The organism is Acinetobacter nosocomialis (genome assembly GCF_041021905.1).
GTDB lineage: Bacteria > Pseudomonadota > Gammaproteobacteria > Pseudomonadales > Moraxellaceae > Acinetobacter > Acinetobacter nosocomialis.
Genome location: NZ_CP157432.1, coordinates 3,289,229 through 3,311,869, shown reverse-complemented (window position 1 = coordinate 3,311,869; position 22,641 = coordinate 3,289,229). Strand labels below are relative to the sequence as shown.

The 22,641-nt window shown below is 38.1% G+C and carries 19 protein-coding genes; 12 read left to right on the top strand and 7 right to left on the bottom strand.

Annotation, left to right across the window (positions count from 1 at the left end; genetic code table 11):
• The first annotated feature begins 8 nt into the window (after nucleotides 1-8).
• Both ABLC00_RS15385 and ABLC00_RS15380 read left to right on the top strand, forming a co-directional pair.
• Nucleotides 9-1,118: an NADH:flavin oxidoreductase/NADH oxidase gene (locus tag ABLC00_RS15385; RefSeq protein WP_004885357.1), complete on the top strand. Its 1,110-nt coding sequence runs from the start codon at nucleotides 9-11 to the stop codon at nucleotides 1,116-1,118.
• 66 nt (nucleotides 1,119-1,184) lie between these two features.
• Nucleotides 1,185-2,108 (top strand): AEC family transporter, encoded by a 924-nt coding sequence (locus tag ABLC00_RS15380; protein WP_004885358.1) that lies wholly within the window; start codon nucleotides 1,185-1,187, stop codon nucleotides 2,106-2,108.
• A gap of 34 nt (nucleotides 2,109-2,142) precedes the next feature.
• Here the strand turns inward: ABLC00_RS15380 and ABLC00_RS15375 are convergent, their stop codons facing one another.
• From ABLC00_RS15375 to ABLC00_RS15365, 3 genes are all read right to left on the bottom strand, one after another.
• Complete coding sequence (locus ABLC00_RS15375) at nucleotides 2,143-2,967, bottom strand: tetratricopeptide repeat protein (protein ID WP_002051569.1); 825 nt, start codon at nucleotides 2,965-2,967, stop codon at nucleotides 2,143-2,145.
• A gap of 182 nt (nucleotides 2,968-3,149) precedes the next feature.
• On the bottom strand, nucleotides 3,150-3,860 hold the full coding sequence (locus tag ABLC00_RS15370) for a DsbC family protein (protein WP_004712069.1): 711 nt from the start codon (nucleotides 3,858-3,860) through the stop codon (nucleotides 3,150-3,152).
• A gap of 145 nt (nucleotides 3,861-4,005) precedes the next feature.
• Nucleotides 4,006-4,728, bottom strand: coding sequence for a folate-binding protein YgfZ (locus tag ABLC00_RS15365; protein WP_004885360.1), 723 nt, complete (start codon nucleotides 4,726-4,728; stop codon nucleotides 4,006-4,008).
• Between the two features lie 213 nt (nucleotides 4,729-4,941).
• Here ABLC00_RS15365 and ABLC00_RS15360 point away from each other — a divergent pair, with 213 nt between their 5' ends.
• The 4 genes from ABLC00_RS15360 (at nucleotide 4,942) to ABLC00_RS15345 (ending at nucleotide 6,880) form a co-directional block, all read left to right on the top strand.
• A complete protein-coding gene (locus ABLC00_RS15360) occupies nucleotides 4,942-5,394 on the top strand; it encodes an SRPBCC family protein (RefSeq protein WP_348941043.1) in 453 nt (150 codons plus the stop codon).
• Between the two features lie 147 nt (nucleotides 5,395-5,541).
• Complete coding sequence (locus tag ABLC00_RS15355) at nucleotides 5,542-5,898, top strand: DUF488 domain-containing protein (RefSeq protein ID WP_004885363.1); 357 nt, start codon at nucleotides 5,542-5,544, stop codon at nucleotides 5,896-5,898.
• Between the two features lie 90 nt (nucleotides 5,899-5,988).
• Entirely contained in the window at nucleotides 5,989-6,333 is a 345-nt protein-coding gene (locus ABLC00_RS15350; protein WP_004885364.1) for a zinc ribbon domain-containing protein YjdM, read from the top strand.
• A 211-nt stretch (nucleotides 6,334-6,544) separates the two neighbouring features.
• The gene (locus ABLC00_RS15345; RefSeq protein WP_004885366.1) at nucleotides 6,545-6,880 is read left to right on the top strand and encodes a YegP family protein; all 336 of its coding nucleotides are present in this window, start codon (nucleotides 6,545-6,547) and stop codon (nucleotides 6,878-6,880) included.
• A gap of 60 nt (nucleotides 6,881-6,940) precedes the next feature.
• Here ABLC00_RS15345 and ABLC00_RS15340 read toward each other — a convergent pair whose 3' ends face one another.
• From ABLC00_RS15340 to ABLC00_RS15325, 4 genes are read right to left on the bottom strand one after another with little or no spacing between them, the layout of a single operon-like run.
• A complete protein-coding gene (locus tag ABLC00_RS15340; protein WP_004712081.1) occupies nucleotides 6,941-8,656 on the bottom strand; it encodes a proline--tRNA ligase in 1,716 nt (571 codons plus the stop codon).
• Nucleotides 8,657-8,715: 59 nt separating this feature from the next.
• A complete protein-coding gene (locus ABLC00_RS15335; RefSeq protein WP_025466812.1) occupies nucleotides 8,716-11,814 on the bottom strand; it encodes an efflux RND transporter permease subunit in 3,099 nt (1,032 codons plus the stop codon).
• 15 nt (nucleotides 11,815-11,829) lie between these two features.
• Nucleotides 11,830-12,948 carry an efflux RND transporter periplasmic adaptor subunit gene (locus ABLC00_RS15330; protein WP_004885371.1) on the bottom strand — a complete coding sequence of 373 codons (1,119 nt, stop codon included), beginning with the start codon at nucleotides 12,946-12,948 and terminating at the stop codon, nucleotides 11,830-11,832.
• A gap of 59 nt (nucleotides 12,949-13,007) precedes the next feature.
• A complete protein-coding gene (locus ABLC00_RS15325) occupies nucleotides 13,008-13,646 on the bottom strand; it encodes a hypothetical protein (protein ID WP_004885373.1) in 639 nt (212 codons plus the stop codon).
• 282 nt (nucleotides 13,647-13,928) lie between these two features.
• Here ABLC00_RS15325 and pilG point away from each other — a divergent pair, with 282 nt between their 5' ends.
• From pilG to ABLC00_RS15295, 6 genes are all read left to right on the top strand, one after another.
• Entirely contained in the window at nucleotides 13,929-14,312 is a 384-nt protein-coding gene (gene pilG / locus ABLC00_RS15320; RefSeq protein WP_000389061.1) for a twitching motility response regulator PilG, read from the top strand.
• Nucleotides 14,313-14,338: 26 nt separating this feature from the next.
• A complete protein-coding gene (locus tag ABLC00_RS15315) occupies nucleotides 14,339-14,701 on the top strand; it encodes a PleD family two-component system response regulator (RefSeq protein WP_002051151.1) in 363 nt (120 codons plus the stop codon).
• Nucleotides 14,702-14,758: 57 nt separating this feature from the next.
• Nucleotides 14,759-15,295, top strand: coding sequence for a chemotaxis protein CheW (locus ABLC00_RS15310; RefSeq protein ID WP_004885375.1), 537 nt, complete (start codon nucleotides 14,759-14,761; stop codon nucleotides 15,293-15,295).
• Between the two features lie 46 nt (nucleotides 15,296-15,341).
• Nucleotides 15,342-17,423 carry a methyl-accepting chemotaxis protein gene (locus tag ABLC00_RS15305; RefSeq protein WP_004885376.1) on the top strand — a complete coding sequence of 694 codons (2,082 nt, stop codon included), beginning with the start codon at nucleotides 15,342-15,344 and terminating at the stop codon, nucleotides 17,421-17,423.
• A gap of 147 nt (nucleotides 17,424-17,570) precedes the next feature.
• The gene (locus tag ABLC00_RS15300; protein WP_033846601.1) at nucleotides 17,571-22,094 is read left to right on the top strand and encodes a hybrid sensor histidine kinase/response regulator; all 4,524 of its coding nucleotides are present in this window, start codon (nucleotides 17,571-17,573) and stop codon (nucleotides 22,092-22,094) included.
• Nucleotides 22,091-22,558 (top strand): hypothetical protein, encoded by a 468-nt coding sequence (locus ABLC00_RS15295; RefSeq protein ID WP_004885382.1) that lies wholly within the window; start codon nucleotides 22,091-22,093, stop codon nucleotides 22,556-22,558. Before ABLC00_RS15300 ends, ABLC00_RS15295 begins: the two co-directional genes overlap by 4 nt.
• The last annotated feature ends 83 nt before the right edge of the window (nucleotides 22,559-22,641 follow it).

Genomic DNA, 22,641 nt, shown 5'->3' with positions numbered 1-22,641 from the left:
AATTAAAAATGGCAAAATTATTTGAAACGGTTAATTTTGATTCGCTACAACTGGTCAATAGAATTGTAATTGCCCCAATGTGTCAGTATTCAGCAACTGATGAAGGCGAAATTACCTATTGGCATGAGCAGCAATGGGCAAATTACGCGTTGTCTGGAGCTGGGTTATGCATTGTGGAGGCTACGGCTGTACAAGCGGAAGGTCGAATTAGTTACGCAGATCTTGGACTTTGGAATGATCAGCAACGTGACCAAATCAAAACTTTATTAGGAAAAGTTAAAACACTTTCTCCTATGCCATTTGGAATTCAGTTAGCTCATGCTGGACGTAAGGCATCAACTGAAAAGCCTTGGTTGGGGAAAGGTCAAATTGCAAAAGATCAGCCACATGGTTGGCAAACAGTTGCTCCAAGTACAAGTACTTTTTCAGTTCACGATGCTGCGCCACATGCATTAACAATCGATGAAATTAAACAAGTTCAACAAGACTTCGCCGCTGCGGCAAAACGTGCAGTTGAAGCTGGCTTTGAGCTAATTGAAGTACATGCAGCACATGGCTACTTGTTGCATCAATTTTTATCGCCAATTGCCAATCAACGTACTGACGAATATGGCGGTTCTTTAGAAAATCGTATGCGTATGACGCTTGAAGTACTTCAGGCAATTAAACTTGCTGTTCCTGCAGGTTATCCTGTAGGGATACGTTTATCTGCAACTGACTGGATGGATGGTAATGAGCAGTGGGATATTGAATCTACGGTTGGTTTATCAAAAGCCTTAGAGCAGTTAGGTGCGGCCTATATTCATGTCTCTAGTGGTGGTTTACATGAACACCAAAATATTACCATCGGGGCAGGTTATCAAGTTCCTTTCGCGGAACAGGTTAAAAAACATGTGTCTATTCCTGTGATTGCGGTAGGTCTTATTACTGATCCACAGCATGCTGAACAAATTTTAGAAAACCAGCAGGCTGATGTCATTGGTCTTGCACGTGCAATGTTATATGACCCACGTTGGCCATGGCATGCTGCAGCTACATTGGGGGCAAAAGTCAAAATTGCTCCTCAATATTTGCGTTGTCAACCACATGGGTTAAAACAGCTTTTTGATTCTTTTTAGTTTTTAAATATGCGGGCAAATTAAGATTTGCCCGTTTTTCTTTTGAAATGAGTGAGGAAGTAGTCTGTGGTTTTTCAGGTAATCTTACCAATTTTGATTTTATTATTGATGGGGTACTGTAGTGTTCTCATTAAACTGGTAACACCTGAACAAATTAAGGCTCTGAGTGCATTTGTTATTAAAATTTCTTTACCTGCTTTTTTAATCCAATCTTTAGCCAATAAAAACTTACAAGATATTTGGCACCCAGCTTATTTTATTGCTTATGGTGGTGGCTCTTTAATCTTGTTTTTTCTGGCTTTTATCATTTATCGGAAATATTTTAAAAACAGCCTAACCCATAGTGCAGTCATATCGATGGGCGCTTCTATGTCAAATACAGGTTTTATGGGTACAGCGATTCTAACCATGCTAATGGGTAGTCATGCTGCAATCTATATATCTTTAACTTTAATCATTGAAAACTTATTAATCGTCGCTTTAATGCTTATTTTGGCAGAAGCGGGATTACATCAACAGCAGCGGCTTTTGCCTTTACTGAAAAAAACATTCATAAATTTAATTAAAAATCCTGTAATTATTGCAATTTTAGTGGGGATGAGCTGTATCTTGCTAGGTATTCATCTGCCTTCAAAACTTGGGCAAGCTTTAGAACTTTTAGGAAGGACAGCTTCGCCTCTAGCACTATTTGCTATTGGCGGCAGCTTGGTTGGTATAGGTATTACCGCCGTGAATTTACAAAGTGTATTGTTGGCTGGGTTTAATGTCATTCTTATGCCAGTTGTGATTTTTGGGTTATTCCTTTTATTACCAAACGTCAGTCAAGAGATGTTATATGCTGGAACATTAATTGCGGCACTTCCAATGCCAATTGCTTTTGGTATTTTTGGGCAAGCATATGGTTTAAATGAAAGAGCATTAACACCTTTAATGATAAGTACCATTATTGGTTTTATTGGAGTAAGTGGACTTATCGCTTTGTGGTGGTAAAAGAAAAGCCCCATACGGGGCTATTGTTTCTTTGCTATTTTTTAGGTGCAGGCTGTGTGGGGGCGGCTGCAGCTTGTTTATTCTTCTCAGCAATAATCTTTTCGACTGAAGCTAAAGACTCTCTAGCATTAGGAACATTTTGGTTAGCAAGTTCAGTAAAAATCTGTTTTGCTTGAGGCAAGTTCTGAGGAATAATATTGCCATTTGCCATCATAGTCGCTAAAGCCATAGATGCTGGTGCATAACCTTTTTGTGCAATTGCTTGTAAAGCTTCAATGCCTTGGCGTTTCATTAGCGGGTTTTTATTTTCAACCCCTTGGCTAATATCATAAAGTGCTTTGACTTGAATAGCAGGGTAGTTTCCTTTTCGAATTAAAGGCGCTAGCTTTTGTAAAGCAATTTGATGAGACTGTGGCTTTTTCTGAGCAAATAAAATGGTCGCAATTTTTACCGTTGCATCATCAGAGCCTTGAGCTGATGCTTTTTGCACATATTGGCTAAATTTATTACTATCTTTTGCAACGCCTAATTCACCAGTTTCATAAATCTGTGCAAGTCTATAACTGGCCTGAGCATAACCTTTGTTTGAAGCGTCTTCATAATATTTTAGAGCTTTGGCATTATCTTTAGGGGTGCCTTGTCCCATTTGCGTCATATAGCCTAAGTTATAGATCGCTTGAGCATTACCTGTCTGCGCAAGGCGCTGCACTTCTTGGAAAGCAGCAGGATAATTTTTTGCCGCATACAATTGTTCAGCCTGTTTAAAGACATCATTTTTTGCCACAGATGCTGTAGTGTCTGCCGCAAAGATTGATGAACTTGAAATGGCGATTAGGCTGGCGATGAGTAATTTCTTCATTTCTTTTTAACCTTTTACTTTGTAGCTACATCATTCCATCGATGTATTGAATCAACTCAACTTCTCATGATAAATATTGATAGATGAAAGTAAACAGCCGATTTGTATATAAAACGATGTCTATAAAGCAAACTATGGAGAAAAATAATATGCCACTCTACTTCTGAGAGTGGCATATAGCATTATTTTACTGATTTAAGTAATGCTTCAATTTGTTTTGCATCACTTGGTACACCAGAGATCCGTTGTCCATCTTGTAAGAATAGGGTTGGTGTTCCATCGATATTTAATTTTTGTCCTAAAGCGATATTCTTTTGAATTGGGCTTGAGCAACTTTTGCTATTAGTTGGCAATTTGCGGTTAAGCATATAACTGGTCCAAGCTTCAGACGGGTTCTTTGAACACCAGATCTGATTTGAAACTTTTTCAGCATTGGGGTGCAAACTGGTCAGCGGATATAAGAATACATATACCGTTACGTTATCAACCCCAACCATATTTTGTTCTAGACGCTGACAGTAAGGACAATCAGGGTCACTGAAAATATAAAGAGTACGTTCTCCTTTACCTTTTACATATTTAATCGCTTGGTTGAGAGGTAGGCTTTTAACATCAATTTTACCCAATTCGGCAATTCGTTCTTCTGTCATATTTTTTTGTTGTTTGATATCAACTAAATTGCCTACAAAAAAGTATTTAGCATCTTGATTGGTATAAACAATACGACCGCTTGTATACACTTCATAAATACCTTGCACAGGTGATTGATAAACACCTTTTACAGGTAAGTCTGGGTAATTTGTTTTCAGATTTTGTTCAAGTGTTTTGACATCAGCATGAGCAGAACCGAAAAAAGCCAGACTCAACATGAGTGTAGCAAGTTTAGTTTTCATATTTTTTCTCTTAGATTTCAATCTGGATTATGATGGCATAGAAAAATTAAAAAATTGAGGCCCTAATTAAATGAATTTATTAGAATTTTGTATCTATAGAAAAGCCCGTAGGGTCATCCACGGGCTTTTTATTTGCTAAACCTGCTTATTGTGGTCTAGCAACATCACCACTTAAAGCTTCCGGTAAATCGAGAACTTGAAGGCCGAGTTCAGCTAGAGCAGCTGGTTTTGCAACCACTAACGCAATATATCCGTCAGTGGTTGGGGTACTATTTACTACTTCAATATCGTTATTTAATTGAGTAGCTGGAGCAGGTGCTTCACCTGTACCTTGAACTAGATGCAACCAGTGTTTTGGTTTTGCTTTAAACCAAAGGCGCGCCACAATTTCCTGACCTAAGTAACAGCCCTTATCGTAATTGACGCCTTCACGTTGATGTAAACGTAATTCTTGTGGTTGGAACTCATGTTCGGTCGCTTGAGCAATCCATGCTTGACCCGTCATGATGGCTTGTTTTTGCCATTCGGAAATATCAGTTTCTGTAGAGCTGAACTCAGTGTGACCATTCACAACTTTTGGAAACACAACGCCTTGTTCACTTAAGGTCATTTTTGAAAATGCGCCATATTTTTTAATATGCTTAGCAAACTCTTCAGCTTGATCTTGAGTAACAACAATCTCAAAACTTTCAGCGTTAATCTTTTTCAACCATAGGCCAAAATGAATACGGCCTTTAAGATCACAAATGGCTGTATAGCGTGTTTCATTTTCAGCTAAACGCTCAGTATCGACAGTCACTTGGCCTTGTAAAAACTTCTGTGCATCTACACCGTTTAATGCATATGAGGAGAAAGCGAGCAGACTCATGATTAATCTCAAATTCAATATGTTTCTTTATGATTGCTGACTATTTTGCTCCATTTTTATCAAAAAATCAGCCTTAGTTTTCGTAATTTAGTTTTGTCAGAAGCTGGTTATATAAATGGAAAAAACACCAAAAATATACGTTAAATGAAATTCTAGGGTTTAAGCTACTAAACATAACTTCTATAACCTAAATGGACTTAAAATAAGGAGAACATAATGACAACAGGTACAGTAAAATTACATCGCGTATTTAAAGCACCCGCTGAACGGGTTTATCGTGCTTTTCTCGATCCAGATGCTTTAGTTAAGTGGATGGCACCTCACGGTTTTACTGCGAAGGTTCATAGTTTTGATGCAAAAGTAGGTGGCTCATATAAAATGAGTTTTACCAACTTTTCAACAGGTTCAACACACTCATTTGGGGGAACTTATGTTGAACTCATTCCAAATGAATTAATTCGCTATAACGACCAATTTGATGACTCAAATTTACCTGGTACGATGCAGGTCACTATTACATTAAAAACTGTATTGGTAGGCACAGAAATTCACATTACTCAAGAAGGCATACCAGAAGTTATTCCTGTGGAAGCATTTTATTTAGGTTGGCAAGAATCTTTATCTTTATTGAAGTTGTTGGTGGAAGCCGAGATTCCAGATCAGTAATCGCCTTTTAAAATTTTAAATATTAAATAAGAAAAGAGTGAGTAGAGAGGCTACTCACTCTTTTCTTTTTAAGTACATTAAAAGAGAACAAAATATTAAATCTGTTTATAAAGCCTAAACAATGAGGCGTTCTAGTGAGAAAAAGAGATGAACATACAAATTAAAAGAATTTATGAACAAGCAAGTATCGAGGATGGAAAACGAATATTAGTTGATCGGCTATGGAGCCGAGGGATAAGTAAAGAAAATGCTCATTTGGATTTATGGTTAAAAGAAATAGCTCCCTCAACTGAGCTACGTAAGTGGTTTCATGCAGAGTCTGCAGAACATTGGGATGAGTTCAAACAGCGTTATTTAAAAGAACTAAGAAGCAACCCAGCAGTTAAAGAGTTACAAAACATTGTGTCACATCATAAAGTCACGCTTTTATATTCGGCAAAAGATGTGGAACATAACCATGCAATTATTTTAAAAGAATACTTATTAGAAAAGAGCAAAAGTTAAATATATAAATTTTTTTTTGGTAAAAGTCTTTTATTTAAAACTTTAAAAAATGAGTCATATCTCGCATAATATACTTTTTGAGATTTTTTTATGTCTTTACCAAATTGCCCAAAATGCCAATCAGAATATACCTATCAAGACGGCGACTTATTAATTTGCCCTGAATGCTCACATGAGTGGAAGGAAGGGGAAGCATCAATTGCTGATGAACAAGAAGTGATTAAAGACGCAAATGGTAATGCCTTGGCAGATGGCGATAGTGTCACTGTGATTAAAGACTTAAAAATTAAAGGTTCATCGTCAGTTGTTAAAGTGGGAACAAAAGTAAAAACAATTCGTTTAGTACCAGATGCAAGTGATGGTCATAATATCGATTGCAAAATTGATGGTATTGGTCAGATGAAATTAAAATCTGAATTTGTAAAAAAAGCTTAATTTGTTAATTTTAATTACATTTCGGTAGAGGTACCTATCAGACCTCTACCTTTTTAAACTTTCAACATCCTTATAATTTTATTACGATAATGTATAAAAAGTAGACTATCCAAAGTTACATTGCTCATTTATATTGTCATTAATAACAAATAACTTTCGTCCAGAATAATAACGAAAGTCATACCCACACCAACAAAAAAACGAGGTTCTTATGGCAGGATGGTACGAGATTTCACAAGCGAGTGATGGACAATATCGCTTTGTACTCAAGGCTGGTAATGGCGAAATTATTTTAAATAGTGAGCTATATAAAGCGAAAGCATCGGCAGTCAATGGTATTGAGTCAGTTCAAAAAAATAGTGGTGACGATGGACGATATGATCGTTTAACTGCAAAAAATGGAAAACCTTACTTCAATTTAAAAGCTGCAAATCATCAAATTATTGGTACAAGTCAATTCTATGCGAGCGAAGCATCGCGCGATAAAGGGATTGAATCGGTGAAAACCAATGGATCTTCAGCAACCATTAAAGACTTAACGGTTTAGGCGTAAAATTAAATGTAAAAAAAGCAGCTTCTAAAAGCTGCTTTTTTATTTATGTCTTTATTAACGCGCTAACTTAGCTAAAAGTTCTTCTTTAGTTAAATTGCTCGCTTCAGCATCGCGGCGGCCTTTATATTCAAATGTACCAGCATCAAGGCCTTTCTCACCAATTACGATACGGTGTGGAATGCCCATTAACTCAAGGTCAGAGAATTTAACACCTGGACGTTCATTACGGTCATCAAGTAATACATCAAAACCTTGAGCTTGTAATTCAGCATAAAGTGCTTCAGCTGCTTCAAGAGTGCGAGGTGATTTGTGTGCATTCATTGGAACAATTGCGATTTCAAAAGGAGCAATTGCTTGTGGCCAAATAATCCCTTTGTCATCGTAGTTTTGCTCAATTGCAGCTGCAACTACGCGCGTTACACCAATACCGTAACAACCCATTGTTACTGTAAATGGTTTGCCATCTTCACCTAAAACTTTACAGCCTAATGCTTCAGAGTATTTAGTACCAAGTTGGAAAATATGACCCACTTCAATACCGCGTTTAATTTGTAGTGTGCCTTTACCATCTGGAGATGGATCGCCTTCAACCACATTACGCAAATCAAAGATTTCAGTAATTTGTGCATCACGTTCCCAGTTTACGCCTACAGCGTGTTTATCAGCTTCATTTGCACCAGCAACAAAGTCAGAAAGAACAGATGCAGCACGGTCAACAATTACAGTGATACCTTTTTCAACCAAACCTTGTGGACCTGTAAAGCCAGCAGTTAAGCCAAATGCTTGAAGTTGCTCTTCTGTTGCAAATGTAAGAGGAGCGGCAACTAAAGGATGTTTCTCAGCTTTAATTTCATTGAGTTCGTGATCGCCACGTAAGAATAGGGCAACCACAGGTACATTACCTTTTTCGTCTGCAATACCTTGAACCAATAACGCTTTTACTGATTGTTTAGGATCAGCATTTAAGAACTGGCATACATCAGCAATTGTTTTTTGGTTTGGTGTTTCAACCAACTTAAATTCTTGTGCAGGCGCTGCGCGTTCACCTACTAAAACAGCCTCAGCCATTTCAACGTTTGCTGCATAATCAGATTCAGTTGAAAATGCGATGTCATCTTCACCACTTGAAGCCAATACGTGGAACTCATGTGAAGCTGAACCACCAATTGAACCTGTGTCAGCTTGAACTGGGCGGAAGTCTAAACCTAAGCGAGTAAAAATACGGCTATAAGTGTCGTACATTACATCATAGGTTTCTTGTAATGATTCTTGAGTTGCATGAAAAGAATATGCATCTTTCATAATGAACTCGCGTGAACGCATTACACCAAAACGTGGACGAATTTCATCACGGAATTTGGTTTGAATTTGATAGAAATTTACAGGAAGTTGTTTATAACTTTTTAGCTCGTTACGTGCTAAATCGGTAATTACTTCTTCATGTGTAGGACCAAGCACAAACGGGTTGTCGTGACGATCTTTGAAGCGTAATAATTCAGGGCCGTATTGTTCATAACGACCTGATTCTTCCCACAAGCTTGCGGGTTGAGTCACGGGCATGAACACTTCCATAGCACCTGAACGATTCATTTCTTCACGAACAATCGCATCAACTTTTTTAAGCACACGTGTTCCCATCGGCAGCCATGTATATAAACCAGATGCCAATTTACGAATCATCCCCGCACGTAACATAAGCTGATGTGAAATCACTTCAGCATCGTTTGGGGTTTCTCTCAACGTTGCAAATAAAAAGCGGCTTGCGCGCATGGAAAAAGTCCTAAAAAGTTAAGCGTTATAAAAACGCAGATTATACGATAGTTGCTGCATTATGACATGAATCGTCGAGTTTGACGCAGCATAAAGTTTTTCAAGTCATCCAGATAAGTGAAAATGACGGGTACTACTACAAGAGTCAATAAGGTAGAGGTGATTACACCACCAATAACAGCATGGGCCATCGGCGCACTTTGCTCTCCGCCTTCGCCCAAGCCTAAAGCTAATGGAACCATACCCATGACCATAGCACTAGTAGTCATTAAAATAGGGCGTAAACGGGTTTTACCCGCTTGTAAAATAGCATCATAACGACTTTCCCCATGTTCCATGGCCTTTTTAATAAAGTCGATAAGTAAAATCGCGTTTTTGGTTACTAGCCCCATGAGCATAATAATGCCAATAATTGAAAATAGGTTTAGGGTACTTCTGAACAAGAACAGTGCAAGAAACACCCCAATCAATGACAGGGGCAAAGATGCCATAATCGCAGCTGGGTGAATAAAACTATTAAACTGAGAACCCAAAACAATATAAATAAATACAATGGAAAGCGTAATAGCAGTTAATGCATAACCCGCAGACTCGGCCATATCTGCATTGGCACCTTGGGTATTGAAGGTATAACCGCCAGGCAACTTAAATGCTTTTTGCATTTTATCGATGTCTTTCCCGATATCCCCACTTGGGCGTCCTGACGTATTGGCTTGGATGAGTACTTCGCGCTCAAGATCGCGTCGGTTAATTTGTGACGCACCGAATTTTTGCTCGGTTGTTGCTACTGCACTCAATGGAACTAATATCGGTTGTCCATTTGCACCAGTTTTGTTTGAGTTGAGATATAGGTTTTGCACGTCTTGCGGAAGCATACGTTTGTTTTCATTTAAACGGATATTTACATCATAAGTTTCGCCGTCACGGTCTTCCCACGTTGTGACATTATCGCCCGCAATGAGTGGTCGAATCGCATTGGCAACTTGGGAAACAGACAACCCTAAGTCACTTGCCAGTACACGATTAATATGAACACCTAAAGTTGGTTTCGGTTCTTTTAACGAGCTTTCTAAATCGACCACACCTTTAATTTTACCCATTTCAGTCATAAATCGATTTGAAATTTTTTGAAGTTCATTCAGGTCAGTTCCTTTAATCGAAATCATGATTGGCTTTTGACCACCAGAAACTGAATCTTGAGCCGCAGCAACGGAGGTAACACGAATACCCGCTACGGTTTGCAAACGATCACGGAATTCATTATTGAGCGTTGTTAAATCTGAACTACGTTGTTGTTTTGGTTTTAAAGTCACTCCTAAACCAGCGTGGTTTTTACCAGAGTCTATTGTGCTATTTACAACCCCGTAGGTAGAAACCACATCGGGAAATTGCCTAATAATTTGATCGACTTGATGTAACTTGGCTTGAGTATATTCTAAAGAAGCATCGACAGGCGTCTCGAACTGAATACGGATTTCACCTTTATCTGGAACTGGTACAAATTCGGTTCCAATCAATTTAGATAAACCTAAGGCCGCAACCAGTGAAGCAATCGCAATAATGACTGTAATAAAACGAAAGCGCAGAGCAAGTTTCAACAGCTTTTCATAAATATGGGTAAGGCCATCTAGTAATTTAGAAATGTGATTAAAGAAACGTTGTAGTCGACTTTCTTTTTTCTTTACCGGGTCTTTCCAATGTGCTGAAAGCATTGGGTCGAGTGTAAAACTGATAAACATAGAAATAAGAACAGCTGTACTTACAGTTACCCCAAACTGGTAGAAGAAACGCCCAATTAACCCCCCCATGAAAGCAACAGGTAAAAATACCGCCACAATGGTAAGTGTAGTTGCGAGTACTGCTAACCCAATTTCTTTGGTGCCATCTAAAGCGGCGGTGACATGGTCTTTGCCAAGCTCTGTATGCCTAACAATGTTTTCTCGAACTACAATCGCGTCATCAATTAATAGACCAATACTGAGTGATAGAGCTAACAGCGTCATCATGTTAATACTAAAACCAAAAGCCCAAATGAACGTTAAAGTTCCAAGCAGGGTAATGGGTAAAGTTAAACCTGTAATGACGGTAGATCGGAAAGAACCTAAAAAGAGTAAAACAATTAAAACTGCTAAACCTGCTCCTTCAAGAATGGTACGTACTACATCTTTAATTGAAGCGCGAATACCTTTGGAGCTGTCTGCGACGACTTTATAGTTTAATCCAGTAGGCATTTGAGCTTTTAGCTTCTCTAAGGTTTGGTAAGTCTTATCGACAACTTGAATTACATTGGCATCTGAACTTTTTAAAATATCGATGGAGACTGCGGTTCTTCCATTATAAAAAGCACTGGATTGCAGTTCGGCTTGAGTGTCTTCAACAGTTGCCACTTGTTTTAGAAAAATAGGCGAGCCATTTTTATTAGCAATGACCAAGTCACCAAAACCAAAAGGATGAATAACTTTTGATTGAATCTGTACCACTAGTTCAGAATTCTTTTGCTGTAAAGTTCCTGCAGGTACTTCTATATTTTCATTTTTTAGTGTGTTAATGACCTGATCAATGCCAATACCATAGCTTTGTAATTGTTCAGGATGAACTTTTATACGAATTTGGCGTTTCGCATCACCTAATAAATTGACATTACCTACACCAGAAACGGTTTTAAGTTGCGGCACAATTTTTTTGTCTACATAAGAACTTAATTGAGCCAAGCTCATCGTATTCGACTCAAACACCACCGACATAATCGGGCTAGATGAAGGATCGTAGCGTTGCACAATCGGCGTATCAATTTCATCACGAAATTGAGCGATAACCGGAGCAATTTTGTCGCGAACATCTTGAGCAGCAATTGCTGAAGAGGTGTCTAGATTAAACTCGGCAATCACCATCGATGATCCTTCACTTGAGCGTGAAGTAATTTGTTTAATGCCCGAAATTGTATTGATTTGATCTTCGAGTTTTTTTGTAATATCCGATTCAACCGCTTCAGGTGAAGCACCAGCATATTGCGTGGTAACCACTACAAATGGGAAATCTACGTTAGGAAACTCTTCAACGGTCATGCGCTTCCAAGAGGCTAACCCGAGTACCATTAAGCACAGCATCATCATAATGGTAAAAACGGGGTACTTCACACTGATTCGGGTAAACCACATAAGCTATTTGCTACCTTATTTATTTTTTTCGGCTGTAAGCGTCACTTTTTTATTGATATCGGAATCGTCAAACTGGATACGACTTATCTGATCTGTGCTTTGTAGACCTTGTACCAAAGCAATATTTTCATTGTAACGCTGCTCAACTACCCGAATTTTGACCTTTTGAATGGTTTGATTGCGTATCACCCATACGAAAGGATCTTGTTGCAGGTTTTGAATACTATCTAAAGGAATGGTTTGTCCTTGATTGCGATCATTTTGCAAAATAATGCCATTAATAAAAGCGCCGATACTGAGTGAGTCAATCGCTTCTTTAGGAGCTGCAAAAAATTCAATTTGTCGACTATCTTGGTCTGCTACAGGTGAGACCCGAGTCAGTATGGCATGTAATTGTTTTGAATTACCCTGAATCTGATATTGAATAGAGCTGCCGACTTTTAGTGCAGATTGTTGCTCAATAGGCAACTTTGCCTGTATTTCTAATTGATCAGGATTAACGATTTCAAATAATGTTTGTCCAATCGAAACAGTTTGTCCCGGTTCAACTTGTCGTTTAGTAATGACACCTGAAATCGGGCTAGTAATAATACCATCTCGATCAGCCTTTTTAGCAATATCAACATTGGCTTGCTGAGCTCTAACACTTTCAAGTTGACCCTTATAATCTACCTGACTCTGTTCAAACTCTACACGGGCAATAAAGCCTTGATTAAGTAGTCTTTGTTTTCGATTCATCAAATTACGTGCAAGCTCTGCTTGTGCCTGAGCTGAAGCAAGATTTGCTTCAGCCTGAGCTAAACGTGCAGCATTATCTTGATTGTTTAATCTGACTAAAACTTGGCCTTTTTGTACTTTTTGTCCTACATTTGCATTAACAGATGTTGCTGTCGCACTGACTTGAGCTTGAATAGAGCTTTGTTGTACCGCACGAATAGTTCCTGTAAAGGCAGTCTGAGCAGCAAGCGAACCTTCTTTTACAGTAATTAAATCTTGAGGAATCAGTTCAATTTTTTTTGGTTCAGATGCTGTGTTTTTTGGTACTTCTTGCTGATGACATGCAGTTAAAATCAAACTCAGGCTAATTAAGCTTAATTTAAAAAAAGTAGAAGGGGTAAGATGCGTTGTGCGCATACAGCATCATCCTGTAATTCAAATTTTATTTTGCCCCTATTCTTGATAAAGCTGTGCGCTTATTCAAGCTTTTTTAAACGTTCGATAATATTTTCATAGTCTTTATTGGTGCGGTTATAGTTTTTTGAAAGTATTTCAAGTGTTTGTTTAACCTTATTAATATTCATCAGATTGTTTTCAATTAGGGTTTTATGCCTTTCAGGAACCTTTTCACCTTTACGAAAATATTCCATTTCCTGACGTTTAAATAAAATTTTGTCTTGTTGTAATTGGCTCAGTTGTTCCTGTTGATAATTCATTTGTTTTTTGATTGCCAATAAAGCTTGGTCTCTTTTAATCAACGCAGTTTTACTATTGCTATATGCTTTTTTTAACTTGTTATCTTCTTCCCTATATCGAGCAGATAATGCACGTTGTGAAGATTGATTTAGATCAGCTTCAGAATTATAGGGATGATTTCTTTTAATGACCTGCATATTTTGGTCAAGTGCCTCATATCCATAGCGAATATGAGCGGGAGTTACAGATGTACTAATATTAGCAATGCCATGCTGGTCGTAATAGCGATACCAAACAGCTTTAGGAACACCATTTGCAGCTAAAGTTGGGGATGAGAAAAACAGGGCTCCGCAAGAAGCAATGCTTATAAAAACAGACAAGCAGGTCCTATAAAAGGCATATTTCATCCGCTTATTCATAAAATTCCCCAAAAAAGAAAGCTAAACCGCTTATTTTTAAATAATTAATCTTAAATATATTAGTTATTATTTAACTGAATAAAAATATCGACATTCTAAAAAAAATGATAATTTTTTCGAAAGTGTGATGAGGTTAAAAGTTATTGTTTATAAATGAGAAAGTAGACAAAAACCTTTCATTGAAAATAGAAGTATAGATATGTTAAAAATGCGTATAAATCTGTAAAAACAAATTTAAGTTAAATTGCATTTATATTTTATGTTATGGGGATGGAAGATTAAATGGAAGATGCGTTCCAAAATCTGAAAGTAATGGTTATTGATGACTCAAAAACTATTCGCCGTACAGCAGAAACATTATTGCAACGTGAAGGTTGTGAAGTGATTACTGCTGTCGATGGATTTGAAGCTTTATCTAAAATTGCTGAAGCGAATCCGGATATCGTTTTTGTAGATATCATGATGCCTCGTTTAGACGGTTATCAAACTTGTGCTCTGATTAAGAACTCTCAAAATTATCAGAACATTCCCGTTATCATGCTCTCTAGTAAAGATGGTCTATTTGATCAGGCAAAAGGGCGTGTGGTAGGTTCAGATGAATACTTGACGAAACCATTTAGCAAAGATGAATTGTTAAATGCGATTCGTAATCATGTAAGTTCATAATTAAGTAATTTAAGGGCAAAGAAGAAATGGCACGTATTCTTATTGTTGATGACTCACCAACAGAAACTTATCGTTTTAGAGAAATTCTAACTAAGCACGGTTACGATGTAATTGAAGCATCTAATGGTGCAGATGGTGTAACTTTGGCAAAAGCAGAACAGCCTGACTTAGTGTTAATGGATGTTGTAATGCCAGGTGTAAATGGCTTTCAGGCAACACGCCAGATTACCCGTGATGAAGACACTAAGCATATTCCAGTTGTTATTGTAAGTACTAAAGATCAGGCAACTGACCGAGTATGGGGTAAACGTCAGGGTGCTCTCGATTACTTGATTAAGCCTATTGAAGAAAAGCAACTGATCGATGTAATTAAACAATTTCTAAATTAACTCATCCATCCATAAAAACATAAATGGCGGGTCTACACCCGTCTTATAGGATCGAGTATGGCCGCGAACGGATTTATTGAGTTACTTCGTTTGTCTAAACGGGGTAACAAGAATTACGCTTCAGTCCAAAATGAAGCAGAGCGATGGTCAGGAATTGCTTTTGAAATGAGAGGGCAATACTTCGTCGCACCACTTGGGGAAGTGTCAGAGGTTATCTATCCACCAAAATATACACCTGTTCCAAATACCCAAAGTTGGGTGAAGGGACTGGCAAATATTCGGGGAAGATTACTTTCAGTTTCTGACTTGGCACATTTTATTTCAGGGCAACGAAGTTCATTTTCGGCTGCCCAAAAAGTGTTATGTATTAGCCATCAAGACCAATATGTGGGATTGGTTGTTGATCAGGTCTTGGGGATTCAACACTTTAATAAGAAAAGCTTTTTTTCTCAAAGTTCAAACTTGGAGGAAAATTTAAAAGAATATTGCCAAGGGTATTTTCACCAACACAATCAGCATTGGCATGTTTTTTTATTTAGTCGATTATTGCAAAACCCACATTACATGAATGCATCGACAAAATTTATAAACTAATTTTTATGCTGTTAATACACAGTGTATTTTTCTGGGGAGAAGCTGTATGGGCTTTAAACTTAAAAAGAAAAGTGGCAATCGTAGTGTAAACGAAAAATCGAGTGTCAACTTTATTGCGAAAATTCAGTCACAAATTGAGCAATACGCCAGTTTATTTGGGGAAAGTAAAAAGTCCAAGCCTATCCTTTATGTAGCGTTATTATGTTTAGTATTAGCTTCAACTTCGCTTGCTTACTTGTTTTATAGTGTACCTCGACATAACGAATTAACACGTAGTATGGGTGAGTTACGTTTACTATCACAAACGATTTCTAGACAGGCTACAGAAGCGACAGCTTCTGGTTCACCTCAAGCCATGAAAGACTTGGTTGAATCGCGTCAAACTTTTGCCAAAAATATAAAAAATGTCGAAAATATTTATGGTACATCTTCAAAAGAATATAAAAAAGTAGCGACTCTGTGGAAATCTTTGTCTTATGACATTGACTTGATCTCATCACAACAGGACGTAATTAACCAGTTATATAATATGAATATCTCGATTAGTGATTCTATTCCTGAGATTCAAGCTGAATATAACTTGATGGTTGATAAGATGGTCCGCGAAAAAGTATCAAGTAATCAGGTCGTAATTGCTAAAAACCAAGTATTTATTGCGGAACGTATTTTACGATCTATTAACTCGGTTTTCGTTGGTACAGAGAACTCTGAAAACTCAGCGCATGACTTTAGTGTTGATATTGAGACTTTTGGTGTGTACTTAGATGCACAGCTAAATGGAAATGCGGAGTTGGGGGTAGCTAAAGTTGAATCTCCTGAAGTGCGTGAATCTTTGGAAGGTATCAAAACTGAATATGATAAAGTTTTAAAATCTGCTGCAACTTCTGTCCTCAAGCATACAAACCAGATCGTAAACGTACGTCAATCATCAAGTGAGATATTCTCTCAATCTGATGCAATGTTAACTGCTTTAGGTGATCTTTCAGAACAAACCCAATATGGCTGGAAGGCTTTTGCGTTAGTTGCTGTACTGACATTATCACTTCTTGGCTTAATTACTTCTGTTTTAAAGCTTTTATCACTTCGTAGTAAAGCAGATAAACAACGTGTAGCTACATTACAAGAAGAATATGATCGTAACCAGAATGCGATTTTACGTTTACTTGATGAAATTGCCGATCTTGCAGATGGTGACTTACGTTCATATGCAACGGTATCTGAAGACTTTACTGGTGCGATTGCCGACTCGATTAACTTTGCGATTGACCAGTTACGTGACTTAGTATCACGAATCCATGAAACTTCTCAGGAAGTTGCACGTTATACGCAAGATACTCAAAATATTACTAACCAGTTAGCAGAGGCATCTGAGCACCAAGCACAAGAAATTGCCGGTGCATCAACTGCAATGAACGAAATGGCATTGTCGATTGACCAAGTATCTGCCAACGCTTCTGAATCTGCTCAAGTAGCACAACGTTCGGTATATATTGCATCTAATGGTGCACAAGTCGTAAACCGTTCTATTGAGGGTATGGATACCATTCGTGAACAGATTCAGGAAACCTCGAAACGTATTAAGCGTTTGGGTGAGTCTTCACAAGAAATTGGTAACATCGTATCGCTTATTAACGATATTGCAGACCAAACAAACATTCTAGCCTTAAATGCAGCAATTCAAGCATCTATGGCCGGTGAAGCAGGTCGTGGTTTTGCCGTGGTTGCTGACGAAGTCCAACGTCTTGCAGAACGTTCAGCTTCGGCAACTAAACAGATTGAAACGCTTGTTAAAACGATTCAAACGGATACCAATGAAGCCGTTATTTCAATGGAACAAACGACAACAGAGGTTGTACGTGGTGCTAACTTAGCGAAAGATGCGGGTATTGCACTTGATGAAATTCAAAAAGTATCGGGTGACTTGGCAAACTTAATTGCGAGCATTTCTGATGCAGCAAAACTTCAATCAGCTTCTGCGAGTCACATTGCTGCAACCATGACTGTTGTACAAGAAATTACTTCACAAACAACAACGGCAACTTTCGATACTGCTCGTTCTGTATCTGAATTGGCGAATATGTCGGAGTCATTACGTGAGTCAGTAACGGACTTTAAATTACCTGACTAAATTGGGGGATGAGAATAGCTATTCTCATAATAGCTATTCTTTTAAAAGTATGAGCAGCGCCAGACAAATATTGGGGAAATAGCTATTTTTCTGGTGTTGACTCTGTAGTTTTCCCCATTCAGGGGGTAAGCAAAAGAAGCCTTTGCTATGAAAGAAATATTAAAAACTTTAACTGAAGCAATGACGCTACCTGAAGATAGCTATTCTGAACAAGATGCTGAGTTTCTTGAAATTTTTGTTGAAGAAATTGAAGAAATTTTTGTTGATTTGCAACCATTATTAAATGAATGGATGCAGTCTGAGAATACTGCTACGCTCACTGAAATCCGCCGCCATTTCCACACTTTAAAAGGTTCTGGAAGAATGATTGGTGCTAAATCTTCAGCTGAGCTTGCTTGGACAGTTGAAGATACGCTTAATCGCGTAATCAATCAAACCCTTAAATTGACTCCAGCAATCCAGAGCTATGTTCAATTAGTATTTAAGTTCTATTTTCTTAAATTAGTAGATAACTTTAAGCAAAAAAGAGCACATGCAGTAGATTTTCGACCGCTTATTTTATTAGGCCAACAACTGCAACAACAGCAAAGTTTAGAACCTGCTTTAGAAGAGCTTTTACAGCTTTCAAATACGCTTACTGCCGAAACAATGACTGGGCTTGAGCTAGACTATATTGAGCAAAACTCATTGGCTGAGCCAATTGTTGAAGACGTAGATACTGAAATTGCAATAAATCTAGATGAAACTTTGACCTTGTTTATGGAAGAGGCAGAGGAGCATTTAACTACAATTCATCAGTTCTTAAATCAAGAGCTGCATCAGTATGATAGTTATAATGCCTTAATACGCGCGCTACATACTTTGCGTGGCAGTTCTGCGATGGCGCAGGTCGAAACAATTTTTGAAGCAAGTACCAAAGTTGAGCACTTATTTAAAATACTATTGCAAGAAGAACTCTCTTCTAACTCAGATGAAATTTTATTATTACAAGAATATCGTGAGTTTATTAGAGATAGCTTAGAGCTTCTATCTAAACATAGTTCAAATGAACAGCTTGAAGCTCGATTGCAGCAGTTTAATCAATCATGGGATGCTTACGTTGAGCAACATGGTGACCGAACAGATCCATTAACACCTTCTCATGGTTTGGTATCACAACTGTTGTTGTTAGATGTTTCTGAATTATTAGATGCAGAGTTAGATTTTGAGAAAGGCATTCGTAATGAGTTTCCAGATTATCTTGAACGTCTAAGTGAACAAGCTGATCTACTGTTACAACATACACATTCTCAAGCAATGCTGGGTTTACATGAATATACCAGTCAATTGAAAGAAAGTTATGATGTATTACTTGATAAACCTCTATTATTGCAATCAGATTATATATTTGAAATTTATCAAAAAGCGCATCAACAGCTTATTCAATTGTTCGATGCCTTGGCTGCTGGTCAGCGAGTTGGTATTGTTAAGCAACATCAAAGCATTCTAGAAGAATTAAAACTTTATACCCTACATACTCCGAGCGTTCACAATGACCTGTCTCAGCAAGATCCTGCTTCTGTTGAGCCACTATTTAATATCGAACCAGAGCCAGAAGCTGCTGTTACGGTAGAGAATTTATCAGACTCTGCAGACTGGGCAGTATTAAGCCAGAGTGTACAGCAAGATCGCCAATATATTTCTTCTACACAGGTAAATCAAAACTTTGATCCTGACCTTTTAGATATCTTTCTTGAAGAGGCTGATGAACTACTGGAGGGAATTGATACCGATCTCAATATTTGGGTAGGTGAGCAAGAAAACTTTGCAGCCCTGAATAATCTAATGCGCTATTTGCATACCTTGAAAGGTGGAGCAAATATGGTTCAGGCGACTTATCTAGGTTCGATTACCCATGAATTAGAAAGCATATATGAGCGTTTAATTCAAAAGCAGTTAGTTGCAACTTCACCTTTAATTGATTTTATCCGTTTAGTACAAGATGACTTGGCTGACCGTCTGCAAATCATGCGTGAACAACAATTAGATTATGCAGCTCCTTACACAATTAACGCGTTAAAACGAGCAGGTCAAACCTCTAACTTCCAACCTGTACCAGTGGTTGAAGTATTTGATAGTGAAAGTGAGATTTTCTCTGAACAAGAGCTGATATCTGAAGTATTAATCGATGAAGTACCGGCAGAAATTGAGCCTGTTCTTACAGAATTAGAAGTTCATAATGATCAGCTGGTATTTGATAACGTTGTTACTGAGTTAGCTACGCCAGTTGAAGCAATAACATCTGTTACATCAGAAGAGAATGAAGCGGTAGTTGAAGAACAGGATATTACGGCTGTTGTTGAGCAGACATTCTTAGAAGAAGCTGCTGAATTGTTAGAAATGGCTGATGGGCTATTGAAACAATGGTTTGAGCAGCGTACAAACCGTAGTATCTTGCTTCAATTACAAAGAGCTGTGCACAGTTTGAAGGGTGGTGCACGAATGGTCGGTTTAGAAGCCGTCTACGCGATTGCCTATCAACTCGAAAATACATTCGAACAATTTGCACTGCATCACTTCAACTCGAATATTTATGACCATTTGCTCGAAAGTGCAATTGCATGGCTAAAAGATGCTATTTTCAAGCATAACTATCAGCATTTCGATGGATTACAACAAAGTTTAGAAAATATCCAATTCTTTGAAACGAATATCCAAATTCCGGCTAAGTTAACGAAAACTGATTTGTTTAGCTCAGAACCTGTGATGACCTTCATTCAAGGTGATGGTACAGAACCACCACCAATGATGGGCGCATGGGAGCAAACAGAACGTCTAGATCAGAACAATGAAATGATCCGTGTTTCAGCAGACTTGATCGAGAAGATGATTGACTTGTCTGGTGAGAACTCGATTAACCGTTCACGAATTGAAATGGACTTGAGTCAGTTCGGTCATACATTGGTTGAAATGGAATTGGCTATTCAACGACTGGCCGATCAGTTACGACGAATGGAAGGCGAGTTAGAAACACAAATTATTGCTAAACACGGTATTGAGCATTCTCGCTATACCGACTTTGACCCTTTAGAGATGGACCAATATTCATCTTTAAACCAGTTATCGAAATCTCTTGCTGAATCTGCATCGGACTTGGTCGACTTTAAAAATACGTTATCTCACAAGATCAGAGATACAGAAAGTTTGCTTTTACAACAGTCGCGTATTCAGGCAGAAATTCAAGAAGGCTTAATGCGAACACGTCTAGTTCCATTTTCACGTTTGTTACCGCGTTTGCAGCGAATTGTGCGTCAAACATCTACAGCCTTGAATAGACCTGCTGAGCTTTTCGTAAATAATACCGAAGGTGAGTTAGACCGTAACATTTTAGAACGCTTAGTGACACCACTCGAGCATATGCTCAGAAATGCAATCGACCATGGTCTAGAAGACCGGGCACAGCGCCAAAAGGCGAATAAACCGGAAGCAGGGCGTATTGAACTGAACATTCAGCGTCAAGGAACAGACGTTGTTGTTGTCTTTAGCGATGATGGACAAGGTATTGATGTAGAAAAAGTCCGCCAAAAAGCACTGCTTGCTGGTCTGATCAAGCCAGAACAAGATTTAGAAGAGCAAGATATTCTACAGCTAATTTTCCATCCAGGTTTAAGTACCGCAGAACAGATTACTCAGATTTCTGGACGTGGTGTTGGTCTTGATGTCGTACAGAGCGATATTAAAGCTTTAGGTGGACATGTTAGCGTTGACTCTGTTTATGGTAAGGGAACAACATTTACGATACGTGTACCGACTACTGTAGCTGTAAGTGATGCCTTAATGGTAAAAGTGGCAGATCAGCAATTTGCAATTCCACTTGCTCAAATTGATCGAATTGTTCGAGTTTCGCCAGCTTCTTTAGAGCAGTATTTTGAAAGTCCTAAAGAACTATTTGAATATGAAAATAAGCGTTATCCATTACGTTATCTTTCAGAATTTGTTGGTAATCAACCAATGCCACGACTAAATGGCATGATGTATTCATTACCTGTCTTAATGATTAAAGCCAACAATGGCCAAACTGTGGCGTTACTTGTCGATCAGTTAATTGGTTCTCGAGCTCAAATTGTAGTGAAACCAATTGGTCAACAGTTCTCTAGCATTGGAGCAATTGCAGGTGCCACGATTTTAGGTGATGGACAGGTTTGTTTAATTTTAGACGGGCAAAATATTGCGCGACAAATTCAGTCTACACCGCGTCATAAACAGCTTAGTGAAGCAGTATATAGACAACGTGAATCAGACGAGCGCCGCCTCGTTATGATTGTCGATGACTCCGTAACTGTACGTAAGGTAACGTCTCGATTACTTGAACGCCAAGGCTACGATGTTGTTACGGCTAAAGATGGCGTTGATGCCATAGAACAGCTAGAAAATATTAAGCCGGATTTGATGCTGCTTGATATTGAAATGCCACGTATGGATGGTTTCGAAGTACTTAATCTTGTACGACATCATGATATGCATCAATACATGCCAATTATTATGATTACATCCAGAACAGGTGAAAAACATCGTGAACGGGCATTCTCGTTAGGTGTAAGTCAATATATGGGTAAACCGTTCCAAGAAGAAGAGTTACTAGAAAATATTGATGCTTTACTTGTAGCATTTGAAAGTGAGGTCAAATCATGAAAGGTAGTGTAAATACATCTTTGATCGGTAATATGGACCAACAAGAGCTACAGCATCTTATTACGGTTTCAACTGGTTTTATTGATGCCTATATCATTGAATGTAATGATGAGGTACCTATGCTGTTGCCGCAAAATATTGTGTTATCCGCCATGGACGTAAAAAATGGCGTAAAACATATTGAGTGGCATGATGTAAAGTTACCTATATACTCAGTCCATAATGCAACTGATCAATATGCTGTAGCACTGGTAATTGAAGGGGAAGATATCAGCCAACGTTTTGCTTTAATGTGTAAAACTATGCCGATCTCTGTTCGTTTACGTATTTCTGAAATTGTTGATGAAATAGATGAACACCAAGAAGCTGAACAGCACCCTACAGTATTTAAATATGTGCGTATGCAAGATCAACGCTACCACATACCTAACCTAGAATATATTGAAAAAACTCTAGGTTTATAAAGAAAAAAGGAACTCAAATGAGTTCCTTTTTTATAAAAATTAAATAAATTTTAAAATATAAAATCATATATTCTAGTATAGAG